The 25094-nt window shown below is 65.7% G+C and carries 23 protein-coding genes and 2 other RNA genes; 6 read left to right on the top strand and 19 right to left on the bottom strand.

What is annotated here, in order from left to right:
* The 5 genes from XcodCFBP4690_RS09570 (at position 1) to XcodCFBP4690_RS09550 (ending at position 5413) form a co-directional block, all read left to right on the top strand.
* Positions 1-996 (top strand): ABC transporter ATP-binding protein, encoded by a 996-nt coding sequence (locus XcodCFBP4690_RS09570; RefSeq protein ID WP_104540722.1) that lies wholly within the window; start codon positions 1-3, stop codon positions 994-996.
* Positions 993-1805, top strand: coding sequence for an ABC transporter permease (locus XcodCFBP4690_RS09565; RefSeq protein ID WP_208622717.1), 813 nt, complete (start codon positions 993-995; stop codon positions 1803-1805). Before XcodCFBP4690_RS09570 ends, XcodCFBP4690_RS09565 begins: the two co-directional genes overlap by 4 nt.
* Positions 1805-2749, top strand: a complete 945-nt coding sequence (gene panE, locus XcodCFBP4690_RS09560; protein WP_208622716.1) for a 2-dehydropantoate 2-reductase — start codon at positions 1805-1807, stop codon at positions 2747-2749. The genes XcodCFBP4690_RS09565 and panE overlap by 1 nt, the downstream gene beginning before the upstream one ends.
* Positions 2750-3351: 602 nt before the next feature.
* A complete protein-coding gene (locus XcodCFBP4690_RS09555) occupies positions 3352-3867 on the top strand; it encodes a hypothetical protein (protein WP_104540720.1) in 516 nt (171 codons plus the stop codon).
* A gap of 535 nt (positions 3868-4402) precedes the next feature.
* Positions 4403-5413: a pectate lyase family protein gene (locus tag XcodCFBP4690_RS09550; RefSeq protein WP_167394546.1), complete on the top strand. Its 1011-nt coding sequence runs from the start codon at positions 4403-4405 to the stop codon at positions 5411-5413.
* 4 nt (positions 5414-5417) lie between these two features.
* Here XcodCFBP4690_RS09550 and XcodCFBP4690_RS09545 read toward each other — a convergent pair.
* From XcodCFBP4690_RS09545 to XcodCFBP4690_RS09485, 12 genes are all read right to left on the bottom strand, one after another.
* Positions 5418-5494: non-coding RNA, sX9 sRNA (locus XcodCFBP4690_RS09545), on the bottom strand.
* A 62-nt stretch (positions 5495-5556) separates the two neighbouring features.
* Complete coding sequence (locus tag XcodCFBP4690_RS09540; protein WP_104540718.1) at positions 5557-5958, bottom strand: acyl-CoA thioesterase; 402 nt, start codon at positions 5956-5958, stop codon at positions 5557-5559.
* A gap of 37 nt (positions 5959-5995) precedes the next feature.
* Positions 5996-6448, bottom strand: coding sequence for a hypothetical protein (locus XcodCFBP4690_RS09535; RefSeq protein ID WP_104540717.1), 453 nt, complete (start codon positions 6446-6448; stop codon positions 5996-5998).
* A gap of 37 nt (positions 6449-6485) precedes the next feature.
* Positions 6486-6812, bottom strand: a complete 327-nt coding sequence (locus tag XcodCFBP4690_RS09530) for a thioredoxin family protein (RefSeq protein WP_104540716.1) — start codon at positions 6810-6812, stop codon at positions 6486-6488.
* Positions 6784-7266 carry a flavodoxin gene (locus XcodCFBP4690_RS09525; protein WP_104540715.1) on the bottom strand — a complete coding sequence of 161 codons (483 nt, stop codon included), beginning with the start codon at positions 7264-7266 and terminating at the stop codon, positions 6784-6786. Before XcodCFBP4690_RS09525 ends, XcodCFBP4690_RS09530 begins: the two co-directional genes overlap by 29 nt.
* Before the next feature lie 169 nt (positions 7267-7435).
* The gene (locus XcodCFBP4690_RS09520) at positions 7436-8479 is read right to left on the bottom strand and encodes a ribonucleotide-diphosphate reductase subunit beta (protein WP_104540714.1); all 1044 of its coding nucleotides are present in this window, start codon (positions 8477-8479) and stop codon (positions 7436-7438) included.
* Positions 8480-8658: 179 nt separating this feature from the next.
* On the bottom strand, positions 8659-11169 hold the full coding sequence (locus XcodCFBP4690_RS09510; protein WP_104540713.1) for a ribonucleoside-diphosphate reductase subunit alpha: 2511 nt from the start codon (positions 11167-11169) through the stop codon (positions 8659-8661).
* A 929-nt stretch (positions 11170-12098) separates the two neighbouring features.
* Positions 12099-12974 carry an HpcH/HpaI aldolase/citrate lyase family protein gene (locus XcodCFBP4690_RS09505; protein ID WP_104540712.1) on the bottom strand — a complete coding sequence of 292 codons (876 nt, stop codon included), beginning with the start codon at positions 12972-12974 and terminating at the stop codon, positions 12099-12101.
* Complete coding sequence (locus tag XcodCFBP4690_RS09500) at positions 12967-14064, bottom strand: cysteine protease StiP domain-containing protein (RefSeq protein WP_104540711.1); 1098 nt, start codon at positions 14062-14064, stop codon at positions 12967-12969. Before XcodCFBP4690_RS09500 ends, XcodCFBP4690_RS09505 begins: the two co-directional genes overlap by 8 nt.
* On the bottom strand, positions 14061-14816 hold the full coding sequence (locus XcodCFBP4690_RS09495; RefSeq protein WP_104540710.1) for an HAD family hydrolase: 756 nt from the start codon (positions 14814-14816) through the stop codon (positions 14061-14063). Before XcodCFBP4690_RS09495 ends, XcodCFBP4690_RS09500 begins: the two co-directional genes overlap by 4 nt.
* Positions 14817-15986 carry a phosphoribosyltransferase domain-containing protein gene (locus XcodCFBP4690_RS09490; protein WP_104540709.1) on the bottom strand — a complete coding sequence of 390 codons (1170 nt, stop codon included), beginning with the start codon at positions 15984-15986 and terminating at the stop codon, positions 14817-14819.
* Complete coding sequence (locus XcodCFBP4690_RS09485) at positions 15983-17041, bottom strand: ATP-grasp domain-containing protein (RefSeq protein ID WP_167394545.1); 1059 nt, start codon at positions 17039-17041, stop codon at positions 15983-15985. Before XcodCFBP4690_RS09485 ends, XcodCFBP4690_RS09490 begins: the two co-directional genes overlap by 4 nt.
* Positions 17042-17152: 111 nt before the next feature.
* Between XcodCFBP4690_RS09485 and XcodCFBP4690_RS09480 the strand changes: the two genes are divergently transcribed.
* Positions 17153-17226, top strand: a non-coding RNA gene (locus tag XcodCFBP4690_RS09480) — sX9 sRNA.
* 46 nt (positions 17227-17272) lie between these two features.
* On the opposite strand, the gene XcodCFBP4690_RS09475 is transcribed toward XcodCFBP4690_RS09480, so the two are convergent.
* From XcodCFBP4690_RS09475 to XcodCFBP4690_RS09445, 7 genes are all read right to left on the bottom strand, one after another.
* Positions 17273-17854, bottom strand: coding sequence for a TerD family protein (locus XcodCFBP4690_RS09475; protein WP_104540707.1), 582 nt, complete (start codon positions 17852-17854; stop codon positions 17273-17275).
* A gap of 126 nt (positions 17855-17980) precedes the next feature.
* Positions 17981-18559, bottom strand: coding sequence for a TerD family protein (locus XcodCFBP4690_RS09470; RefSeq protein WP_104540706.1), 579 nt, complete (start codon positions 18557-18559; stop codon positions 17981-17983).
* A 111-nt stretch (positions 18560-18670) separates the two neighbouring features.
* Positions 18671-19876 carry a TerD family protein gene (locus XcodCFBP4690_RS09465; protein ID WP_104540705.1) on the bottom strand — a complete coding sequence of 402 codons (1206 nt, stop codon included), beginning with the start codon at positions 19874-19876 and terminating at the stop codon, positions 18671-18673.
* A 97-nt stretch (positions 19877-19973) separates the two neighbouring features.
* Positions 19974-21506 (bottom strand): helix-hairpin-helix domain-containing protein, encoded by a 1533-nt coding sequence (locus XcodCFBP4690_RS09460; RefSeq protein ID WP_104540704.1) that lies wholly within the window; start codon positions 21504-21506, stop codon positions 19974-19976.
* Positions 21503-23284 (bottom strand): PP2C family serine/threonine-protein phosphatase, encoded by a 1782-nt coding sequence (locus XcodCFBP4690_RS09455; protein WP_146091870.1) that lies wholly within the window; start codon positions 23282-23284, stop codon positions 21503-21505. The genes XcodCFBP4690_RS09460 and XcodCFBP4690_RS09455 overlap by 4 nt, the downstream gene beginning before the upstream one ends.
* 3 nt (positions 23285-23287) lie before the next feature.
* Positions 23288-24343 (bottom strand): TerY-C metal binding domain-containing protein, encoded by a 1056-nt coding sequence (locus XcodCFBP4690_RS09450; RefSeq protein WP_104540702.1) that lies wholly within the window; start codon positions 24341-24343, stop codon positions 23288-23290.
* 48 nt (positions 24344-24391) lie between these two features.
* Positions 24392-25027 carry a vWA domain-containing protein gene (locus tag XcodCFBP4690_RS09445; RefSeq protein ID WP_104540701.1) on the bottom strand — a complete coding sequence of 212 codons (636 nt, stop codon included), beginning with the start codon at positions 25025-25027 and terminating at the stop codon, positions 24392-24394.
* Between the last annotated feature and the right edge of the window lie 67 nt (positions 25028-25094).

Genomic DNA, 25094 nt, shown 5'->3' with positions numbered 1-25094 from the left:
TTGAAGTCCCCATCTCCCGGCACGCCCGCCCTGCGCGTGTGCGACCTGCGCAAGACCTACGACAACGGCACCCAGGCGCTCAAGGGCGTGTCGCTGGACGTGGCCCCGGGCGATTTCTTCGCCCTGCTCGGCCCCAACGGCGCCGGCAAATCGACCCTGATCGGCATCATCAGCTCGCTGGTGAACCTGTCCGGTGGGCAGGTGCACGTGTTCGGCACCGACCTGGTCGCCCATCGCAGCGAGGCGATGCGGCTGATCGGCCTGGTGCCGCAGGAAATCAACTTCAACCTGTTCGAAAAACCCTTCGACATCCTGGTCAACTACGCCGGTTTCTACGGCATGCCGCGCAGCGAGGCCGAGGCGCTGGCCGAAGCGGAACTGCGCCGCGCACATCTGTGGGAAAAGGCCCAGGTGATGAGCCGCACGCTGTCCGGCGGCATGAAGCGGCGGCTGATGATCGCCCGCGCCATGATGACCCAGCCGCGCCTGCTGATCCTGGACGAACCCACCGCCGGCGTGGACATCGAGATCCGCCGCGACATGTGGCGCGTGCTCAAGGACATCAACGCCGCCGGCACCACCATCATCCTGACCACCCATTACCTGGAAGAAGCCGAGCACCTGTGCCGCAATCTGGCCATCATCAACCACGGCCAGATCGTCACCCAGGGGCCGATGCGCGAGCTGCTGGCCAAGCTCGACGTGGAAGGTTTCTTGTTCGATATCGACGGTGAGCTGCCCGCCCGGCTGCCGGCGATCGAAGGCACCACGCTCACCGCCATCGACGGCCACACGCTGGACCTGGACATGCCCCGCGCGATGGACCTCAACCGCGTGTTCGCCGCGCTGGGCGATGCCGGCATCCGGGTGCGCTCGATGCGCACCAAGAGCAACCGGCTGGAAGAATTGTTCGTTCGCCTGACCGGGCCCGGCGAGAGTCTCGCCGCCCCGGCCCCTGCCGCAGCGGCGCCCGCGCGCCCGGCAGGTCACCCATGAGCCCCTCGGAGCCGTCGATGTCCGCCACGCCCGCAACACCCCGCCAGCGCAACTGGATCGCGCTGGGCACCATCGTGCGCCGCGAAGTGCAGCGCATCCTGCGCATCTGGGGCCAGACCCTGGTGCCACCGGCCATCACCATGACGCTGTACTTTTTGATCTTCGGCGGGCTGATCGGCTCGCGTGTGGGCGAGATGGGCGGCTACAGCTACATGCAGTTCATCGTGCCGGGCCTGGTGATGATGAGCGTGATCCAGAACAGCTACGGCAACATCTCCTCGAGCTTCTTCGGCGCCAAGTTCGGCCGCCACGTGGAAGAACTGCTGGTCAGCCCGATGCCCAACTGGGTGATCCTGTGGGGCTATGTCGCCGGCGCGGTGCTGCGCGGGGTGATGGTCGGGGCCATCGTGCTGATCATCGCGATGTTCTTCACCCCGGTGCGCATCCCGCAACCGCTGGTCACGCTGACCACGGTGCTGCTGGGCGCGACCATCTTTTCGCTGGCCGGCTTCGTCAACGCGGTCTACGCCAAGAAGTTCGACGACGTGGCGATCGTGCCCACCTTCATCCTGACTCCGCTGACCTACCTGGGCGGCGTGTTCTATTCGGTCAAATTGCTGCCCGGCTGGGCCGAAGCGGCCACCCATGCCAACCCGATCTTCTACATGGTCAACGCGTTCCGCTACGGCCTGCTCGGCAGCTCGGACGTGCCGATCTGGGTGGCCTACGCACTGATGCTGGGCTTTGTCGCGGTGCTCAGCGCGCTGGCGCTGTGGCTGCTGCGGCGTGGTGTGGGCTTGCGGAGCTGATGGCCATGCGCATGTTGATCCTAGGCGCCGGCGGAACCGGCGGTTATTTCGGCGGCCGCCTGGTGCAGGCCGGCGTGGACGTCACCTTCCTGGTACGCGATGCGCGTGCGGTGCAGTTGCAGGCCGATGGCCTGCGCATCCGCAGCCCGCTGGGCGATGCGGACGTGCCGGTCGCACACGTCACTGCGCAAGGCCTGCCGGCGCTGGTGGAGAGGCAGCCCTTCGACCTGGTGATCCTCAGTTGCAAGGCCTACGACCTGGACAGCGCGATCGAGGCGATCGCGCCGGCGGTGGGCGAGCACACCACGGTGCTGCCCATCCTCAACGGCCTGCGCCACTACGCGGCCCTGGATGCGCGCTTCGGCGCGGCGCGTGTGCTGGGCGGGCTGTGCTTCATCAGCGCGACCAAGGGCGAGCACGGCGAGATCGTGCACCTGGGCAAGCCGGCGGCGATCACCTTCGGCGAGCGCGATGGCAGTGCGGAGTCTGCGCGGGTGCAGGCCTTCGCCGCGGCCTGCACGCAGGCCGGGATCGACCACGTGGCCAGCGCACAGATCGCGCAGGAGCAATGGAACAAGTACAGCTTCCTCACCGCGCTGGCTGCGGCCACCTGTCTGATGCGCGCGCCGGTCGGGGCGATCGTGGCCACCGATGATGGCCGCGCCCTGATCAACGGCCTGTACAACGAATGCCTGTGGGCCGCCGATGCGGCCGGCCAACCGATCGCGGAGACCGCGCGTGCGAAGGCGCTGCAGACGCTGCTGCAGGTGGATTCGCCGCTCAAGGCTTCGATGCTGCGTGACCTGGAAGCCGGCCAGGACGTGGAAGCGGCGCAGATCGTCGGCGACATGCTGGCGCGCGTGCGCGAGACCGGACGCAATGCACCGCTGCTGATGGCCGCCAATGTGCATCTGCAGGCGTACCAGGTGCTGCGGCATAGCTGATGGGTTGTGGGCGGCCATGCGCATGCACTGCCCCCATCCGCCCTTCGGGCACCTTCCCCCGCAGGCGGGGGAAGGACGCGGCCGATTCCTTCTCCCTTAGACGGGGGAAGAAGCAGCAGATCCCTTCTCCCGCGTGCGGGAGAAGGTGGCGCAAAGCGCCGGATGAGGGCGCGTCTGCTGATGACCGCCAATGTGCATCTGCAGGCGAATCAGGTGCTACGGTATCGCCGATGGGTAGAGGGGCGACCGGGCACATGCGTCGCCCCCATCCGCCCTTCGGGCACCTTCCCCCGCAGGCGGGGGAAGGAAGCAGCAGATCCCTTCTCCCTCAGGCGGGGGAAGAAGCAGCAGATCCCTTCTCCCGCGCGCGGGAGAAGGTGGTGCGAAGCACCGGATGAGGGCGCCTTTGCGCCGCGCGGCCTTCGCGCCGCCACAGCGACCTTCTTGCCACTCCGCCACGTGCTCCCCGCAGATCCCTTCTCCCGCGCGCGGGAGAAGGTGGCGCAAAGCGCCGGATGAGGGCGCCTCTGCCTAGCGCAGCCTTCGCGCCGCCACGACGCAACGCACACGATGCTCTGCATCCCTTACACCTCGCGCCTGCCATGAAGCTGCTCAGCCACCTGTTCCGTGCCGGTCACTTCGTGATCCTGGCCTTCTTCGTGCTGTGCGCGGCGGGCTTGGTCACGATGGCCGGGTTGGAGCTGTGGCATGGCTTCACGCCAGGCGGCGACATGGTGGTACGCGACCGCTTCAACGTGGTGCTGGAAGCGGTCGGACTGCTGACGGTGGCGCTGGTGACGCTGGAGCTGGGCCAGACCATCTTCGAAGAAGAGATCCTGCGCGACGTCAAGGTCAGCGGTCCTACCCGCGTACGTCGTTACCTATCGCGCTTCTTCGTGGTGATCGTGATTGCGCTGGCGATCGAGACGCTGGTGTCGATCTTCGAGCTGATGCACGCCGACCCGGCCAAACTGCCCTATGCGGCCGCGGTGGGCTCGTGCGCAGCGCTGCTGCTGATCGCCTGGGGCGTGTTCGTCAAACTCAATCGCAGCGCCGAAGAACTCGAACCCGAGTCGATGGAAGAAACCAAGCGCGAAGACCGCGAGGTGCAGGAGTAGGACGCAGACCTTACCTGCGCAGGCGGCGGTCGCGTACATGATGCAGGACCCTCGACCAAGGCCTGCACCGCGGTCAAGGGATGTGCGCGATTACGCACTTCTGTCCCGTGAAGCGAAGCGTCCCGCACATCAAATTAATTCAGACGATTTGCAGTGCTTGCAGCAGCCTGCGCACTGCAAAACAAATCACACTTTGATGCTAGAGTCCGCTTGTTCCTGTGGTCATCACTAGAACATAACACCTCTTCCACTTATCGATCCTCGCCCGGACATCTCCGGCGCAGGATTCTCATTGAAGCCCTCCATGCTCTCTCATTCCTTCCGTTGTGCTCTATCGGCACTGGCGTTGGCGGCAGCTATGTTCGCCAACCAGGCCTGCGCTCAAGCAGTCGGTACCCCAGATGGTTTCGCCGCCGGTGTCACAGGTGGCGGTGATGCCCCCGCTGTCAGACCCGGCTCTCTGCTGGAACTGCAGCAAGCGCTTTGCAGCAGCTTCGAAGCAAACCAGTGCACTGACACCACCCCGCGGGTGATCGTGCTGGACAGAACCTTCGACTTCACCGGCTCGCAGATCAACAACGGGTCTCCCACCACGACCACGACCGGGTGCGTGGCCACCACCTGCAGCACCGGCACCAGCCAGCTAGGCCTGAACGTCGCCAACTATTGCGCGGGCCGCACCGCGGCGCAGGTCAGTTTCGATACCGCCGGACGCACGCCCCTGCAGATCGGCTCCAACAAGACCCTGATCGGTCTGGGCAGCGATGGCGCCATCATGGGACGCGGGTTACGCGTGGGCGGCGGCAACAGCAACGTCATCATCCAGAACATCACCATTTCCGACATCAATCCAGGCGTGGTCTGGGGCGGCGATGCGCTCGCAATCGACGATGCGGACGGGGTCTGGGTGGACCACAACCGCTTTGCGCGCATCGGCCGACAAATGGTGGTGACCGGCTACGGCAGCGCCTCGCACGTGACCCTGTCCAACAACGAATTCGATGGACGCACCGCCACCTCCTCCACTTGCGACAATCGGCATTACTGGCTGTGGTTGTTCCTGGGCGCGCACGACACCATCACCGTCGCACGCAATTATGTGCATCACACCTCCGGTCGTGGGCCGCACGCCGGCGGCCTGAACAACGCATCGGTGCTGGCGCAGATGGTGAACAATTATTTCGAAGACCTCTCCAGGGAGGGCGCCGCGATGCCGTTGACCTCGACCGCGTTACTGCTGCTGGAAGGCAATTACTTCAGCAAGGTGAGCCTGCCGGTCTATAACTATCCGCACAGTCCAGGCCCCGGTTACACGTTTGCACCCTTCGCCGGCATGAGCGATCCGCGTAACGACCTCTGCGTGCAATACCTCGGTCGGGAATGCGTGGCCAACGACCAGATCGCCAGTGGCAGCAAGAGTCGGCCGCTGGACGAACAAGCCCTAGCAGCGTTCGGCGCGGTCAGCGCGTCGCTGGTGATACCTGCTTCGGCGTCCAGCACCGCGAGCACCGTACGCGCGAATGCCGGAGTGGGCAAAATCAACTAAGCGCGGCTGACAGACCATAGCGAGCAGTCGTCAGGCGGGCGTGGACGGCGCGCTCGGAACCGCAGTGTATGAGCGGTACATGTGGATTCCGGGCACCGACCGCGCCCACCTGGCGATGAGCGCAGTCGGTTTGCTGGCTGCTCCTAGAAGGCTGCCGGTAACGGCGGCACTGCGGTCGGCTTGCCATCGGCATCGAGCGCGATCATCACGAACTGGCCGCGCGTGCACAGCTCGCGTGCGCCACTGAGCAGGTCTTCGGCGATCAGCTCCACTTCCACCTTGATCGAGCTGCGCCCCACCGATACCACGCGCGCGATGGTTTCCACCATCTGGCCCTGGCGGATCGGCAACTTGAAATCCACCTGGTCCGAACGCGCCGTCACCACGGTGCGGCGCGCATAGCGCGAGGCGGCCAGGAACGCGGCCTTGTCCATCCACGCCAGCGCCTGTCCGCCGAACAGGGTGCCCAGGTGATTGGTGTGGTTGGGAAACACGATCTCGGCCATGCGGGCTTCGGTCGGTGCGACGGGGGTGGAGTTGGTCATCAGGGCGGCACCGGAAGAAGGAGGGAAAGCCAATCGATCAGTTGCGCAGCGTCGGCAGGAAACTCAGGTCCATGTGATAACGCGCCGGTCGCTGCGGATCGACGAACACGCGCAGTGGCTGCCCATCGGCCAGAAACGGCTGCGGGTCCGCCCACAGATTGTCGCTGCGATACTCGGCCAAGCTGTTGTGCGTGCGGTCGTGACGATGGGCAAGGATACGGAACGGGTGCATGCCGTTGACCTGCAGGGACGCATTGCGTTCCACGCACACGAAGGTCGCCTCCAGCACCGTGCCATGCTGGCGCAACCAGGCGGCGCGGCGCGCATGCCATACGCGATAGCCGAGGATGCCGCCTCCCACGCCACCAAACACCACCCCCAGCAACAACAGGATCCAGCGCGCCTGATCCGGCAACAGTGCCGCACCGCCTAGCATGCCCAGCCCGGCGATCAGGAAGCTCCAGGCCACCACCGAGACGACCGGGTTCATCGCTGGCCGTTGCCTGTCGAGCCGGCGGCCGAGTCCATCACAGCCCGCTGCGGACCGCCGCTTCGACCTGCGCCGGCGACTGGAAGCCCGGCAGACGCGTCACTTCGGCGCCGTCCTTGAACAACGCCAGGGTCGGCGTCTGCCGCAGGCCCAGCGCACGGAAAAACTCTTCGCCCACAACTTCCAGCTTGACCTTCAACAAGGCCACGCCGTTGGCAGCTTCGCTGTTGGCGAACTTGTCCAGCGACATGTCGAGCATGCGGCAGCCTGGGCAGTTGTCCTTGTAGAAGTCCACCAGCGCGCGCGGATGCGCAGCCAGGGTCTGGGTGTAGTGCTCAGGCGACGTGACGGTAATGGTCTGCATTGGGATCGTTCTTGCATTGGGCCAGGACCGTGTCGATCCAGGCGGCGATGGCCTGCGCATCGCGCTGGCCGTGGGGCATCTGTTCGATGGTCAAACGGGGAAACGGGCTGTCGAAGAAGCGCGCCATACGATGCACCGCACCGCAGAAATACTCTTCGCCCCACTGGGTTTCCCCGGTGCCGAACACGGCAACGCGCGGCGGCTTGCCCAGCGTGTCGACCAATTCGACGATGAAACGCTTCATCTCTGCCGGCGTACGCCCGCCGTTGTCGGTCCAGCTGCCGAGCAGCACCAGCTGGTACTGCCCCGGCGCATGCGGTACCTGTTCCAACCGCTGCATGTCGGTTTCCACCCAGGTCACCACATGCCCGGCCGCTTCGCACTGGCGCGCGACACTGCGCGCCACATCACGCGTGTTGCCGCTCAACGATGCCAGGGCGAGCAGGATGTTCATGTGGCGGAGATTGGGGAGTCGGGATTAGGGATACGCGAAAGCGGCAACTGGTACGTCATTGAAAGTCGTTAATCGAGTTGTCTTAGCGCAGTGCTGCTGTGACAAATCCCAAATCTCGAATGCCTAATCCCGGCGCTTCAACGAATCCCGACTCCCGACTCCCGGCTACTCACAGATCGTCGAAGCCATTATCCGAATTGGTCTTCTTGTACGAGGCATTGCGCATCTCGAAGAAATCGGTCTTGGTCTCGGTGAAGTTGTCGGCGTAGGCCTTGATCCACGGCATCACGTTGTCGTTGGCGCCTTCGTACAGCTTCTCGATGCCGAGCATGCCGGCCATCTTGTTGGCGCGGTACTTCACGTAGCGGATCATCTCGTCCACGTCGATGCCGTCGATGCCGTCCAGCACTTCGGCGGTCCACTGGGTTTCCAGGTCGATCGCGTGTTCGAAGGCCTTGTGCACGTAGTCGGTGAGCTCGTCGCCCTGCAGCGCTTGGTTCTCGCCGATGATGGCGCGAATCAGCTCGCTGATGAACTTGGAGTGCGCCAGCTCGTCGCGGTTGATGAAGCTGATGATCTTGCCGGTACCGGTCATGCGGTTCTGGCGCACCAGATTGTAGAAATACGCAAAACCGGAATAGAAGTTGATGCCCTCCAGGATCGAGGACTGGATCAGCGAGCGGATCAGCGTTTCGGCCGTCTTCTCGCGCATGAAGTCTTCGTAGGCGCCCATGATCGGCGCGTTGCGCTTGATGATGGTCGGGTGGGTGCGCGCGATCTCGAACACGCGGTTCTGGTCGGCCAGGCCGGTGATCGAGGCCAGCACGTAGCTGTAGCTCTCGTTATGGATCACTTCCTGCTGGCCGATGATGGCGGCATTGGCATGCGCGGCCGGGTCGGTGATGTATTCGGCCACGTTGTAGATGAAACGTGTCTGCGGCGAGTCCAGCGTGGCCAGCAAACCGATGATCGAATCGTAGGCGTTCTTCTCGCGCGCCGACAGCTCGTGGTACTGGCGCGCGTCGCCCTTCATGTCCACCTCGTCGGGGATCCAGAAGTTGGTCGACAGCTCCTTGTAGGCCCGGTAGAACGACGGGTACGGGATATCGTTCCAGTTGAGGATGCCGGAGGTCTGACCGTTGATGATGCCGGTCGAACGGTTCGGGTTGCGCGGCTCAAGGATCTTGATGCGGTCGAGCGGTGTTGCGGACATGGGTTTCTACTCGTATTTCAGGCGTCGCGCGCGCTTACAGCGGGGACGACGGCAGCAATCATTCTGGAGGAAAGCCCCCTGAGTCAGGGGGCGCGCCGAAGGCGCGGGGTGTGGATGCTAATGAGCCGGGGCCCACGGTTCGCAACGCGAACCGTGGGGAGCGAAAGCGCGAATGCGCTTTAGCTCGAACACCACTCGCACTCACTGATATCGATATCGTTGGAACGCACGTAATACGTGGTCTTCAAACCTTCGCGCCAGGCGGTCATGTGCAGGTCCAGCAACGTGCTCGCACGGATGGTGCTGGGCACGTAGAAGTTGAAGCTGATCGACTGGTCCACGTGACGCTGGCGACGCGCGTTCTGGCGCACGCTGGCGAACTGGTCGACCTTGTAGGCGCCCTTTTCGTAGTACGGCCAGGTCTCCAGCGACAGACCGGGCGCGGCGACCGGGCGACGGAAGTCCTTCTTCTCTTCGTAGTAGAACGCGCTGTAGATCGGGTCGATCGAGGCGGTGGACCCGGCGATTTGCGCGGTACTCATGTTCGGCGCCACCGCCAGCATCCAGGCATTGCGCACGCCGTTGACCGCCACCTGCGCCGACAGCTCCAGCCACTGCGGGCTGTTGTAGTCGCGCGCACGGAAGTACTCGCCGTTGTGCCAGTCGCTGCCGCGGAACACGCTGTAGGTGCCCTTTTCCTTGGCCAGCTCCATGCTCGCCTGGATGGTCAGGTAGTTGATGCGCTCGTACAGCTCGTCGCTGTAGTCCTCCGCTTCCTTGGCATTCCAGTGGATGCTCTTCTGCGCCAGCAGGTGATGCCAACCGAAGGTGCCAAGACCAATCGCGCGGTACTTCTGGTTGGTGATGGTGGCCTGCGGCACGGGAAGCTGGTTCAGATCGATCACGTTGTCGAGCATGCGCACCTGGATCGGGATCAAGCGCTCCAGCACGTCGGCGCCCAGCAGATCGGCCTGGTCGGCCTGCACGGTGATCGCACGACCCAGGTTGATCGAGGACAGATTGCACACCACGAAATCGCCGGCCTTCTTGGTAGTGACGATCTGATTGCCGCTGATGATCTCCTGCATCATCCGCGTGGGGCTCATGTTCTGCAGGATCTCGGTGCACAGGTTGGACGAATAGACCATGCCCTCGTGCTTGTTCGGGTTCTTGCGATTGACCTCATCGCGATAGAACATGAACGGATTGCCGGTCTCCAGCTGGCTGACCATGATGCGCTTGAAGATCTCGATCGCCTTGACGGTCTTGCGCGTGATGCGCTCGTCGGCGACGACTTCCTCGTACTTGCGACGGAAGCTGCCGTTGGCGTCGCCCTTCTTCTCATCAAAGAAGTCCTGCAGGTACCAGCCCTTGATCCGCTTCACCTCGTGCGGATCGAACAGGTACCAGTCGCCGCGACGCTCGACCGCTTCCATGAACAGGTCCGGGATGCACACCGAGGTGAACACGTCGTGCGCGCGCAGGCGCTGGTCGCCGTTGTTCAGGCGCAGATCAAGGAACGCTTCGATGTCGCGGTGGAAGATGTCCAGATAGACGGCGATGGCGCCCTTGCGCTGGCCCAGCTGGTCCACCGACACGGCGGTGTTGTTGAGCTGCTTGATCCACGGCACCACGCCGCCGGAGGAATTGGACACGCCGCGGATCGCCGAGCCCGACGAACGCACATAGCCCAGGTACGCGCCCACGCCGCCGCCGTGCTTGGACACGCGCGCCACGTCGGTGTTGGAGTCGTAGATGCCCTGCAGGCTGTCGTCGACGGTGTCGATGAAGCAACTCGACAGCTGCCCGCCGACCTTGCCGGCATTGGCCAGGGTCGGGGTGGCCACGGTCATGTACAGGTTGGACAGCGCCCAGTAGGCCTCGCCCACCAGCTGCATGCGGCGCTCGCGGCTGCCCTTGCCGGTGCCGATCTCGTCCTGCATCAGGTACAGCGCAATCGTCAGCCAGCGCTCCTGCGGCAGTTCGAACACGCCGCGCGAGCTGTCGGTGGCCAGGTAGCGGGTGGCCAGCAGGTACAGGCCGTTATAGGCGAACAGCTTGTCGCGCTCGGGCTCGATCATCTGGCCGGCTTCGATCAGTTCGTCCTTGGAATATCGGCGCAGGATGTCGTTGGAATAGACATTGCGGTCGGCCAGGCTCTCCTGCAGGCCCACGAACGAGCCGTACTTCTGGCTGGCGTCGTAGAAGCGGTTGCGGCTGGCACGCTTGTACAGGCGGCGCAGGTACAGGCGCGCAGCGAAGCGCTCCCACTCCGGGGTGGTCAGATCGACGCGGGCCTCGGCCTCGCGGATCAGGTGGTCGACCAGGTCGTCGGCGTTGACGCTGTCCTTGCGCTCGACGAACCCGAACACCGAGCGCTTGTAGTCGGCCACGTCCAGCTGCGGGAATTCGGCATGGATCTGGTCGATGGCGCGCTCCAGGCGCTGCGGCTCGAACGGAATCCTGCGGTTGCCCGCTTCCTTGGTGATCCAGGTGGAGACGTTTTGTTCTTCGATGGTCTGTGCGTGCATTGCAATGGCTTGGCGGGGAGGCGGCACGATATCCGACGGGTCGGTCATTTCCGGCGCACCGCAGGCGGGCGCAACCACACTGGCGGGAGCGCTGCTCGGAACGCTGGTCGGTGTTGCGGTACCTGCGGCGATCGCGGAAAGGGTGTCGTTGGTGGTCATGCGTCCTCCATGCGTAGGCACACGAACCCGCTCGGGGACGGGTTTCGGCCGTGAGCGCCTGCCGACAAGGCTGGTGGGACAGGACGCCAGACACGCAGGCCATGGCCTGCGGCGGCATCGACATCACCTACCGATCTTTTCGGAAAACACCACGGCCGCCACCACGCGGTGTGCTGTCGCGCGGTGGTCGGTGGGGACACGCTGCCATCGTCCGCCTGGCCACGCTCGCGGCATGCCGCTGCGCGTTCAGGTCCTGAAGAGACGATGCCGTGGGCAAGGCAAGGGTTTGCGCATTTCCCCACGTCCGTTGTGTGCCGCTTGGGGGCGGTCACCACCGAACCCCAAGATAGTGGGGTGTCACCGGGGGGTCAACACCAAATGTGCCAGAACGGCTGCAGGCCTTGCGCCACAAAGGGCTGCTCGGACGAGCGGTCGTACGCGCCGGTCGCGGGACGAATCCGACTGCGCAGGTCAAGTCGGGAGGCTCCCCAACCCGATGACGCGCTCACCTCGCGTCCACGGCAACAGTGGTATCGATCACGCTTTTTGCTGCTGGGCACGCACCTGCTTTTCGGCATCCGCTCGCCAGGCGGCGCACTTGCGGCGTCTCTACGGCACGCGCGCTCCGCAATGCGGCGCCGCGAGGCGGAGAGGCGGAGCGCCAGCCGGCCAGCAGTGCTCCCAGGTGTGTGCCAGCCGGCGACACGCCCGGAAAGATCCCCGCATGGCAGGGCCGGCGGCACGCCGTCAGGCGGGGCGCATCGTCGTGCCCACGCGGCAGGCGACCCATGAGGTGGATCTGATCGCCTTGCGCCACCCACGAGCGGCAATCGTGACCAGGATCGGGCACCTGTCGCCCCGACGCGCGGCCATGGCCATCCCACCGCCGGCCAGAACGCCAGCGGCGACTCTTCAGCCAGCGGCTGCCCTCAGAGCGCCACGATCGCCTGCCGGGCGATGATGGCCTGCGCCCAGCGCGTGTGGACGGCCTTCTCGACCATGCCGCCATTGGACTTGAATACCGCCGTGGTGGCGCCGAGCACTTCGCGCGCGGCACGCAGGTCTTCGTCGCTGACCCGCAGCCCCTCTTCGATCACCGGGATCTGCATCGGATGGATGGCGGTCTTGCCCACCAGCCCCATCGCGGTGTCGATGGCCAGCTCGCGCCGCAGGGTCTGCGGGTCGTCGAAGAAGTCGTAGACCGGCGCGGTGAGCTGGAACCCGTACGGGCGGAACGCCAGCACCAGTTGCTGGATGACCAGGCCCACCGGGGTGTCGTAGATCGTGGTGCCGCGCACCCGCTTCATCGCCAGCATGCTCAGCAGGTCGTTGCCGCCGATACGCACCGCCAGCACCCGCGAGCTCAGCGGGCTGCCCTGCAGGCAGGCGCGGATCTCGCGCTGGCCCAGCGGGTCCAGCGCCTGCGGCGTTTCCAGGGTGGGCATGATGCAGAAGTCGTGGTCGGCCAGCTGCCGCTCGTAGGCGGCCAGCGTGTCGGTATCGATCTTGGGCAGCACGAAGCCGTGCACGCGGTCGATGTCGTGCATGGCCAGCAGCTGCCCCAGCACCTCGGCATTGCGCGGGCGGATGAAGCGCAGCGGGCCGTGCGATCGCGGCGGCAGGGTCGGCAGGGTGCGCCGGATGTGGCTCATCGCATGCGGCAGGTCGGTGGAAGACACCGCGTCCTCGGTGCAGGCGATCAGCGAGCGCGCCTGCGGGAACTGGCGCCCGGAAAGGACCTCGGAAAGATTGTCGTTGGTCGCGGGCACATACAGCGAGGCACCCAACCGATAGGCGTCAGACATGGCGTAGATCCTTGATGACCGCAGCTGCCTTCAATGGCAGGCTGGAGAGAATGTGTACGTCAATACCGCGGGTCTGCGCCAGCCACCGCAGATGAGCGGTATCGGCATCGTCGGGCCGCTGCAGGCACAGCGCACGCGGCGCGCGGCGCAGCATCGCCCGGGTGGTCTCGCCGATGCCCACTTTCAGGCAATGGGTATCGCGCACCGCGAATGCGTCGCACAACTGCTGCAGGCTGTCGCTGCACCGCTGCGCGGCGGCGGCACGCTGGCTGCGCTGGGCGTGCGGGTCGGCATGCGTGGGCGCGGGCAGCGCTGCGGCCGCCTGCCGCAATTGCGCCACGAACCATTGCGACATGTCGGCCGTACGCAGGTCCTGGTAGAACACACAGCCGTGGAACTGGTCGGAGGCGATGCTGGCATTGAGCACGGTGCGGCTGACCAGACCCGAGACGGTCGCATTGAGGATGGCCGACGGAATCAGGTAGTCCTCCACTGAGCCATGCCCGGCGCTGCAGCCGGCCAGATCCACCAGCACGAACAGATCCGGCGAGACCTGGGTGCCCTGCGCATCGTTGAACGCGGCAACCGAGGCGCACAGCTCGGCGGTGATCGCGCCCTTGCCGGTCCAGCCATCGACGAACACCAGCGATGCCGGATCGTACTGCGCGCACAGGTGCGCCAGCGCCACGGTGTCGATGCCGCGACCACGCAGGATCGAGATCGAATAATGCGGCACGTCCATGCCCCAGCGGCTGGCCAATACCTGCCGCAAGGCCACCCCGACCGGGGTGCCGGCACGTGCCAGCGACACCAGCACCGGCCGCGCATGCCGCTGCCGCAGCACGCCTGCCAACTGCAGCAGATCGCGCGCCATCGTGGGCATGTGGCGTGCCACCGCGCTGCGGAACAAGGCCAGGTACTCCGGGGCGGGCGCCTGCTCCGGCGTCAGCATTTCCGAGTAATGCGCGTGGCCGGCCTGGATCAGGCGCTCTTTTTCCTGCAGATCCTGCATCGGCGCGACCTGGATCTGCGTCAGCAGAAAGGTCACATCGCCGGGCGCATAACTGCCCGAGAATCCGGCCAAGGTCATGCGCAGGGCTCGTGCGCGTGCGTGCGCAGCTGTGCCCAGGCCTGCGAGCCGGTGGGCAGGATCGCCACATCGCACAGCGACAGGAACGGCAGGTCGGTGATGCTGTCGCCGGCACCGACCACGAACAGCTCGCCATGCTGGCGCCGCAGCGATTCCAGCAGGTAGGCCACCGCCAGCCGCTTGTCCACGCACGGCGGCAGCACCGCCAGATTGCGGCCGTTGACGTGATGGGTATAGCCGGGATGCTGCGCCACCCATGGCGCGATGACCTCATCGGAAATCCTTCGCACCACCTGTTCGTCGCGCGATGGCTCGCGCGCCACCAGATAGGCCGGCTGTTGCGGTGCGCCGGCGATGCTGACCTCCAGCGCGGCGCCGAACTGCGCCGACAAGGCCTGCTGCAGCTGCTGTAACGCCGGCAACTCGGTCTGCATGCGGGCGTGCACCGTGGCCGCCCACACCGGATCGACCTGCCGCTGCGCATCGACGATGGTGGCACCGTGGGCCACGATCGCCGGTCCGTCGAATGGCAGCAGCACGCGCGCGAAGGTGTCGAGCGTGCGCGCGGTGACCGGGACCACCAGGTCGGCGCGCTGCAACCACTGCGCGAACGCGCGCTGACGCGGCGAGGTATAGCTCACCACGCCACCATCGACCGACAACGCTGCCGGCTGCAGCGCCTGCGCGTCTTTTTGCTTGCGCAGCGACGAGAACAAGGTGTCGTCCAGATCGACCAGGGCCACCTGATACATCTAGGCCACCGCCTGCATGGGCGTGCTGACGCGCTGCTGGGCAAGATCCACTTCGATCGCCTGCAGCTGCTGCAGCAACCGCTCCACGCAGGCGCGCTCGCGACTTTCGTGCACCACCACCCGCACCGCACCGGCCGAGCGCGTCAGGTTGTACAGGTAATTGGGAATTCCCTCGCCATAGACGTCTTCCACCAGGGCGATGTCTTCGATGGCACCGGCCTGCATCAGCGGCGAACGTGTGGTCGATTGCACCGCCACCGCATGACCCAGCGCTTCCAGCGCCTGCGCCAGCCGTTGTGCCGGATACATGCATTCGCCGGTGCCGATCACCAGCACCGGCCGGCCATCCAGCGCCGCGTGGCAGGCCTGCACCAGCGCATCGGGTAGCGCGATGGCAGCGGCAAGCCCCAGCCGTGCGGTAAAGGCGGACACATGCTGGCGGCGACAGGCCACCGGGGCGTAGGCCACCGGGGCAGGCACCAGCGCCGCAGCAGGGTCACGCTCGAACCGGTGCGTGCCCGACCACAGCGACAGCGGCGCCACCTCGTCGATGCCCGGCAGCGCCGACAGCAGCGCCTGTACCCGGCCTTCGGAGAAATCGGTCAGCACCACCGGGTACAGCGCTCGCAGGCGCGGGCAGACGCTGCGCAGGGCGATCGCCAGGTTCAAGAAGGTCCGGCCCGAGGTCGCCTCGTCATCCACCATCACCACCGTGCTCACCCGCTCCAGCGCTGCGCGCAGCGCGGGCGCTTCGGGCAGGTAGAGAAACTGCTGGGTGGCATGGCTGTGTTCTTCCTCGAAGCGCAGCACCTGCGCGCCGTCGAGCGGATAGCGCGTGGTCTGCAGCAACAGCGCCTGGCTGCCGTCGCGTTGCAGGAACGCTTCGAACACGCCGTGGCCCAGGCCGGTGGCGGTTTCGGCCATCGCCACGAACAGGACCATCTCACCGGCCGGCAGCGGAATCTGCGCCGCCAGCTCCGCCTGCAGCTGCGCCATCGTCGCCGGGGAAGCGGGCCAGTGCTTGCCCAGCACCTTGGAGACGAACACGAAGCCGCGCTTGGGATTGCGCCGCGCGCCGAAGCCGCAAAGATCGGTCAGTGCACGCGTATTGCCCGGTTGCCCGGCACAGTACAAGGTGCCGGTGGGCAAGCTCACTTGCAGCGTGCTCATGCGTCGACCGCAACCTGCGGCATCACCGTGCCAGGCAAGGGCTGCGCGTCCGGCAACTCAACCGCCAGCGAGATCTCGGTGACGCGAATGCCCAGCCGCGGTGTCGGAATCTGTACCGGCAACTCGGGAAAGATGCAGGCGCGATACGCTACATGCGGAAGATTGATCCCGGACATGCAGCTCATGCCGATCCCGCCGGCCGCACGCGGATTGATCTCCAGCAACATCGGCGCGCCATCGATGTCGTCCTTGAACTGCACGTTGATCAGCCCGTTGGCGCCGAAGCGCTTCACCATCGCCGTGGCATAGCCGACCAGGTCCGCGCGCATGGACAGCTGCTGCACCTTGCTGTTGGGATCCTTCTGGCGCACCACGCAGGCCAGCACGTCGCCATCGCGCGCAGCGATGTCCACGCTGTACTCCACGCCGGGCAGATAGAGCATGACCAGATGCGGTTCGAACTCGGGCAGGCGTTCCATCCGGCCGATCCATTCCTGCGTGCTGCAGGCATAGGTACTCGGCTCGATCCCCTCCACCAGCCGATAGAACCCCTTGCCGTACACCGACACGGTGGGCTTGACGCAGACCGCGCCATCGACGCCCAGCTGCGCGATCGCCTCCACCGCCTGTTGCAGCGTGGTGACGTAACGATAGTCCGGCAGCGGCACCAGTCCGGCGACCGCCGCGTACACCCATTGCTTGTGATGCAGGTTGGGCAGGATATCCGCAGGCGCGGCGTGCACGATCTGGCAGCCCAGCGCCGCGAACTCGGCGCGGTGGCTGGTCAGCAGGCTCTGCTCGTAGCCGGGTACCAGGTGGGTGATCTGCAGCTGTTGCACCACCTGATAGCACCACTGCAGGTACGCCTCCGGGCTCAGGCCCGCCGGTTCGAGCAAGGCATGGTCGGCACGGGCAAAACCGCGGAAGTTTTCCTGGCGATGCGACACGCAGGTCCAGATCGGCAACGGCTCGGCTTCGCCGCGTAGATGATCGATGATGCGGGCAATGGTCGCGTAGTGCCGGTTGAACCAGACGCGCGCGTGGGGAAGTGACATACGGATACTCGAAAGATGGACTACGGCCCCGCGCATGGCGCCGACGAAGAACAGCTGACAACACGACTGCGCTCACCACCAGGGCGGGCGCGGTCGGTACTTGGAATCGGCATGGACCACGCATACACGCCGGTTCCGAGTGCGCCATCCGCACCCACACGACCGCTCGCGACGCATTGTTCGCCGCTCCAAGAAGGACGGCGCCTCGCGCGCGGCCACCGTCCTGGAGGATTACAGCTGGCCGTTGATGACCGGCAGCATGTCGTGGAACGTGCGGCCGGAGCAGGATTCGCCGATGGCGTGCAACTTCCAGTCGTTTTCGTGGCGATACAGCTTGGCCATCAGCTGGGCGGTGTGGTTGCCCTGGCACGACAGGTTGTAGCGTGCGACTTCCTTGTTGCCATTGGCATCGACCAGCCGGCAGAACGCGTTTTCGATTTCCGCAAAACTCTGGCCAGTGAAGCTGTTGACGATGAAGACCAGGCTCTTGACGCCGGTGGGAATCTTGTCCAGCTGCACGACGATCTGCTCGTCATCGCCATCGCCGTCGCCGGTCCGGTTGTCGCCGGTGTGCCGGACGCTGCCGTCGCGCGAATTCAATTGCTGGAACCAGATCTGGTCCACCAGCTGATTGGCATCGTTGAACATCAGGCACGAGGCGTCCAGGTCGATCGATTGGTCGCGCTGGCCGAATCCGAAGAAGCCCTTGGTCTTCTTGGCATCCCACCCCAGCCCCATGACCACCTTGGTCAACTGTGTGCCGGCTTCCTTGCTCAGCGAGATCCGCTGTCCCTTGCTCAAACTAACGCTCATCCACACTCTCCTTGAGTCGTCACCGGGCCAGGCCCGGTGTGAAGGTGGCCGCGCGAATGGGCATCCGGGCGGCCACTGTTGATCACGCTCGATGGCCGCTGCGCACAGGCAACGGCCGTGCCGGCATCAGCCGATGTTGACGCCGTAGTTGGCGGCCAGCGGGCCCAGGCCACCCTTGAAGCCCTGGCCGACGGCGCGGAACTTCCAGTCGGCACCGTTGCGGTACAGCTCGCCGAAAATCATCGCCGTCTCGGTGGAGCCGTCTTCGGTCAGGTCGTAGCGCGCCAGTTCCTTGTTGTCGGCCTTGTTGACGACGCGGATGTACGCGTTGCCCACCATGCCGAACGACTGGCGACGGCCTTCGGCCTCGTGGATGGTCACCGCGAAGGAGATCTTGTCCACCGCCGCCGGCACGCCGTTGAGCGAGACCGCGATCTGCTCGTCGTCGCCGTCGCCCGCGCCGGACCGGTTGTCGCCCTGGTGCACGACCGAGCCATCGGCGGAGGTCTTGTTGTTGTAGAAGATGAAGCTGCTGTCGTCCGGCACCTTGCCGTCCGGCTTGAGCAGGAACGCGCTGGCATCCAGGTCGAATTCGCTGCCGTCGGTGGCACGCGGATCCCAACCCAGACCCACGACGACCTCGCTCAGGCCAGGTGCTTCCTTGCTGAGATTGACATTACCGCCCTTGGAAAGACTGACGCCCATACTGCACTCCTTAGATTGTTGCGGGGTAAGAATCGGAACCTTGCGGTTCCCGGGAAACGCGATTGATCGTGTGCAGGCCGATGGCAGCGCCCGCCAGACACGGCACGCAGGCTATTTGCGAGCGGCTCTCCACTCGAACCCAAAGCCGAACCGCATGTCCATGGTGTCGTGCCCGGTGAAATAGTCCACCTGTTTGGTTGCACGAATGGTGCCGTTGCTGTTTTCCAGCATGGCGATGGCGCACATACCGTCGCGATTGTTGGGGCTGTCCAGGCGCGCCTCCAGCTCGGGCTGGCCCGGCGTGCGGATGGTCACCACGCCATTGGCATTGGACCAGTTGGGAACGCCCTCGTAGATGAAGGCGAAGATCAGCACGCGCTTGATGCGCGCCCATTCGTCGCCATTGAGGTGCAGGAACTCGCCCTGGCCGGAGCTGCCGCTGCGATCGTCGCCCATCAGCTTGACGTACGGCATCTGCACCAGGCTGCCGAAATTCCCACCGAGCGCCTGGACGACGGTCTTGTTGCCGTCCTGCAGTTCCACCATGGCGCCCAGGTCCAGATCGATGGCGCGCGAGAACATCCCGCCACCGCGACTCCAGCGCAGGTTGACCACGATCTCGCCAAACTTGCCGGAGGCCTTCTCCAGCGCGACCGGCTTGGACTTTTCCAACACGATCTTGGACAGGTTGACCGACGGCGCCGGTGGCGGAGCAGCAGGCGGTGGCGGCGGCGTTGCAGGAACCGGCGGCGGGACGGCAGGCGTGGGCGGCGGCGGCGCGGCCGTGGCCGCGTCCGGATCGTCATCCACCTCCACGCCAAAATGCCTGGCCAGCGGGCCGAGCCCGCCGGTAAATCCCTGCCCCACCGCGCGCAGCTTCCACTGCCCGTTGCGCCGGTAGACCTCGGCAAGGATCAACGCGGTTTCTGCCATGCCTACCAGCGGTGGGGCGAAGCTGCAGCTCTGGCTGCCGGCGGTCACGGCCAACGTCAGCTGCTGCAGCTGCCCGAAGCGCTGCGCCCGGCGCATGCCCTGATCGATGGTGATCGCCACAGCCACCCGCTCGGCCTGCGCCGGCAACGCCGACAGCTGCATGCCGACCCGCCGCGCCCTGGCATCGACGGTGACCGCGCCGGCCTGAAAGCTGGGCTGCCCATAGAACACGAATGCGCCGTCATCCAGGACCTGGCCCTGGGCGCCCAGCACGAAGGCACTGACATCCAACTCCATGCCGGAAGGCACACCCGTCAGCGTGATCTGTGCGTCGAGGCGGTCGCCCTCCAGGGCTATGTTTTGTCCGATCTGTAGAGTCGTCACTGCCCCTGTCCCTGGCCTGGCCCATCTGCGCTGCACGGCGGCATTGGCGCAACCGGCCTGCGATCAGCAGGTCGAAAGAGTGACCTGCCCTGCAGGTCTAGTCAACCGCAACGGCGCCGCTGCCGGCATCGGGCAGCACCAGTTGCACATGGACCAGACGCCCGCCCTCCGCACGCGACAGCAGCAGTTGCCGTCCCTGGCTGAGCTCCACTTTTTCACCGATCGGCACCAGGGCGCCAGCGGTGGCGTCGTAGAGCTCGGGCATCGCCTCGTTGACCAGATACCAATGGCCCTCGTGCAACACGAAGTAGCCCACCCGTCGCCGCTGCTCGACGGCCAGCTTCTCGTTGGGTGCTACATGGCGATTGACGTGCCAGGGAAACAACGACTGCCCGGTGTAGACCACCAGGCGGTGGTTTTCCGGGCGAAACTGGCCCGGCGTGTGCGTGGAGAAATACAGGTCCAGCACCGGCAGCGCATTGGGATACGGCGTTGCGCAGAACGGGCAACGCGGCCGCGAGGTATTGTCGAACACGTACCAGCCCTGCTCGCAGCGGGCATTGCTGCAGGGCTGCAGCAGATCGACGGTGCGTACCAGCGCGTCTTCCCATTCCGAGGCCTGCGGGCGTTGCTGCGGATCGCGCAGGCCGGTGGTGAATGCGCGCAGGAACAGCGGTGCCAGGTAGGGGCCGGTCAGGGTGTACGGGCGCGTGGCGGCATCGGCCCAGGGCAGCTCGCTGCTGCGCACATCGCTCAGCCGCACCCGGTTGGAGGCATCGTGCGGATCTTCCACGAACAGCGCGCGCTCGCCCATTGCCAGTTCTTCATCGCGCGTGGCATCGGCGTCGTGCACCTTCCCGCCGCGCAGCGGATGGCGGTAGAGCAGATACATGTAGATCAGCGTGGCCAGCGCATGCAGATCGGTCTGGATCGACGGCAGGCGCCGCTGCGGATCGTGCTTGGGCAGGCTGGCGGTGGCTACGACCTCCGGCGCGATGAAGTCCGGCGTGCCCACCACATCCGGCGGATATTTTCCTGGCACCACCAGTCCATCGATATCGATGATGCAGGCGTTGCCGCCGACCGGGTCGACCAGCACGTTCTTGTAAGACAGATCCGAATGCGCCAGGCCGGCCATGTGCAGGCGGCGCACCGCGCGCGCGATCAACAGGCAGATACGCAGATGGCTGGCCCAGTTGCCCAGCTCGCGCGGATCCAGGTACTTGCTGCGATTATTGGCCGAGGCGAACCATTTGCCTTCCTTCTCGCGCCCGGCGATCTGCAGCGCATCGCCGTTGCGCGAGCCGTGCTCGAAGAAGAAGTGCCGCGCATACATCGGCGCGACCAGGCCGAAGCGGCCGTTCCATTCCAGCGTGCGTTGCGGCCAGCAGAACATGCCGCTCCAGTACTCGCCGCCCACCTGGTTGAAGATGCCGTCGCGAAAGCGCCCAACGATATTGGCGATGCGCTCACGCACATTGGCATCGGGGGGCTGGCGAAAGAACAGCACCACATAGCGGCCATCCACGCTGAAATAGCAGTCCTTCAACCCGCCGCTGCCACGCAGCTGATCGTAGAACTCGACCGTGCTGCCATCGTGGGCCGTGGTGCGGACGATGGCAGCGGTCATGGTGCGCGCTCGGTCTGGAGTATCAGCAAGGTGCGATCGTCGTGTTCGCCCGGGTACCAGAAGCCCAGATACTCCACCAACGCCTGCGGCAGGGCCGCGAGGTCCTGCACGGCCGATAGCGGCGGCGCGAGATCGGCCTGCCACCACCGCTGCCAGTGCGCCGGATCCTGCAAGGCGCGCTCGGTACCGAACTTGGGATCGGACACGCCATCGCTCATCAGGATCACCCTGGCACCGGCAGGCAGCCACACGCAGCGCATGCGCGCCTGCACGGCCGCCGGCGTATTGCCGGCCAATGCATCGGAAAGAAAGAACCGGGTCTGCCCGGAGTACTCGCCGGCGTCGGCCTGCCCCAGCAATTGCAGGGCGCCGGAGTCGACATCGTAGGTGGCCGCCGCGCCATCGCCGATCCAGTAACTCAGCACCAGCGACTGCGCGCCGCAGGGACGCACCGCCGTCAGCATCAGGGTCGAGGCCAGCGCGCCTTCGTCGACGCCAAGCAGGCTGGCGTGGCCCAGCAATGCCTGGCTGGCCGATGCCAGGCTGGCCTGCATCGCGTCCAGCAAGCGCGGTTGCAGCCGCGGCAGCAGGTCGGCGTGGTGCTGCCACTGCAGCCCCTGCTGGCGCGCCCAGAATTCGACGCCCTCCAGATGCGCCGCCAGCGTGGCGACGACGTGCCGGGTCAGCAACTCCGAGCCGCGTCGCGACAGCGGTGCCGATCCGGCGCCATCGGCCACCGCGCAGACCAGCCAGCGGGCGTCGCGATCGGTGGCAATGGCGAGGTCGTCTTCGCGGAAGCTGCCGGCATTGGCATGCGAGCGCCCGCGCACGCTGGCAGCGATCGCGTAGGCACCGTCGATCCGCGCATGCGCCGTTGCGGTATGCGGTTTGCGCAGGCCCAGGGCGGCATCTGGCTCGCGTTGCTTCCACAGCGCGCGCGGATCCGGATTGACCAGCAGGCTGGCCACGCCGGCCTGCAACGGGGCGCCGGCCGCCGCATCGAGCGGCAGGAAGCCTGCGGCAAAATGCATCTCTTCGCCGGTCGCGGTGGCTGCGCTGGGCACGCCGGAAAGCACGCCGCTGGCCGCATCGAACCGCAGGCCGCTTCCCTGCAGCCCTTCCACGGCGATCAGGCGGTACAACTGCGCCGGACGCTGCGGATCGCTGACAGGCGCGGTCTGCCCGACATACGCGCTCCCTGCGGTGGCATTGGCAAAACGCCAGCGCAGCGCCGTTGCGGGCGCACTCGAGGCAGGCGCTACAAACAGCGCCGCGTCGGTCGCAACGGAGGACGCCGTGCTCGCTGCATGTTCGACCGCGCTGCCCGATGCTGACGGAGAGACCGGCACCGTATCGGCTGGGCCGGATGCCGCTGGCTCCGCCTGCGCCGCGTCGCCTGGACTGGATGTCGCAGGCTCCACCTGTACCACGTCGCCTGCACTGGATGCTGATGACTCCACCGGAACTACATCGCCTGGTCGGGATGCGGTTGGCGCCATTGCTGGCGCGTCGCGTGCAATGGATGCCGCCGTCGCGGCTGGCATAGCGCCCGGCTCCGGCGAGGAGGCCGATGCCTCGCCGAGCGGCGACGCCAGGCGCGATGCGGTGGCATCGAGCCAATGCAGCAATTCCAGCACCGGCGCTTCCTGAAGCAGGTGCCGGAGCCGGGCCGGCTCCGGTACAACGCCGTGCTGGCGCAGATAGCTGCCCAGCAACTCGGCCAGGGCGGCGTGGGCCTGCGCCTGCGCAGGCGGCGCCGGTGGGGGCAGTGGCGGCATCACTCAGCCCCGCGCACGCGAAATCTCCACCGATTCTCCATCGGCAAAACAGCCGAAGTAGGCGCGCTGCTTGCACCACGGGCAGGTCTGCTCGCCTTCGCCGGGAACGCAGAAGGTGTTGCCGCAGGAACACATCGCAAATCCGATCCGGTTGCCGCAGTGCGGGCAACTGGGCGTGCCGAAGATCTGGTCCGACTCCACCGTGGCGAAGTTCGGCGCTTCCGAGGACATCTCGAAATAATCGTTCCTGACCGGATAGCACCCCACCAGCCGATAGGTCGTTGCACTGAGCTGCGCGCTGCCGACATCGAAGGATTGGTGCATCGGCTCGTAGCGCGAGATATATGGCAACTCGCTGCGCTGGCACTTGGAGACGAAATACGCGTTGGACTCGTCTACGCGCTCGAGCGGCTTATCCAGGTTGAGCTTTTTCAGGATCGACACATCCGCGTCCGGCAGCTGCTCTTCCTTGGACACATCGCCCACGCTGCGGCTGCGCGCCTGCACCGACTGCGTGACCCAGGCGATGAAGCGCTGGAACGCGCCGTCGCTGCTGTCATCCAGGGTCAGCACCTTGTCGGCATCGGTGAACTGGTTGAGCACGCCCAGGTCGGCATTGCGCCCGATCGACACCGCCACCAGCGACACGCGCCTTGCATACTGCTGCTGCCAGCGCGACAGCGCCGGGGCGATATCGTCGGTGGGCTTGCCATCGGTGATCAGGAACGCGATCGGCTTCCAGTCGCCCTTGCGCTCGGCGCTATTGCGGTGCACCGAGGCATCCACCTCGTCCATCAGGTAGTTCATCGCCCGGCCCAGCGAGGTGCCGCCGCCCGCCGGCAGGCTGGGCACCACCACGCTGGTCAGTTCGGTCAGCGGCAACAGCCGCCGCACCTGCCCGGCAAAGGCAATGATGGAAATCCAGGCCGTTTCCAGCGCGTGCGGATCGGTGCGCAGCGTCGCCACGATATGGGCCAGCCCTTCTTCCAGCCGATAGAGGTTTTCCCCGATCATCGACTCGGAGACATCGAGCAGGAAATAGATCGGAAGGCGACGCATCTCAGACTCCTGGACGAAGACAGCGGCTCACTCGGTGGTGGCGATGGGTTACAGCACCAGCTGGATTTCGCTCGGCGGCGGCGGCAGCGCCGTGCCTTCCGGCGTGCCCTGGCTGCGGCTGCCGCCGCTGACGGCCGCCGACACCCACTTGAAGAAACTGGTGAACGAGGCGCTGTCCAGCGTATCCAGCGCGAACACGTTGGCGGTGAACATCGACAGATAGGTCGACTTGGCCTTGGGGCCGGCCGCGCAGGCGATGATGTTGGCGAAGTTGCGCTTGCGCAGCTCGGGGATCTGCTCCTCGAACACCTGCAGATCGGTAGGGCTGCCATCGGTCATCACGAACAGCAGCGGCGCCCAGTCGCCCTTGGCGTCTTCGCTGGAACGACGCACTTCCAGGTCCACCCGTTCGCAGACGTGCTGCAAGGCCTTTCCGAGCATGGTTGGACCGGACTCCGGCGTGGTGATCTCGGGCAATTGCAGCTGGTCCAACGGGGTCAGCGGCAGGATCGTCTTCACGTCCGCATCGAAGGTCATCAGACAGATATGCACGCTCTCCAACGCCGACGGATCCTGCCGCAACGAGGTCACCAGGGCGCGCAGGCCCACGTTGACCGCCGCGATCGGCTCGCCGCGCATGGAACCGGAGGTATCGAGAAGCAGATAGACGGGCAAACGACGCATGAGCTCACCTGGTCGAGGGAAACTGCGGAAGAAGGAACCGGATCGGCGCGCCAGCGGCCACGCCAGG

It is taken from the genome of Xanthomonas codiaei (assembly GCF_002939785.1).
GTDB classification, from domain to species: domain Bacteria; phylum Pseudomonadota; class Gammaproteobacteria; order Xanthomonadales; family Xanthomonadaceae; genus Xanthomonas; species Xanthomonas codiaei.
The sequence above is the reverse complement of the archived record's forward strand: the minus strand, read 5'-3'. Positions and strand labels throughout refer to the sequence as shown.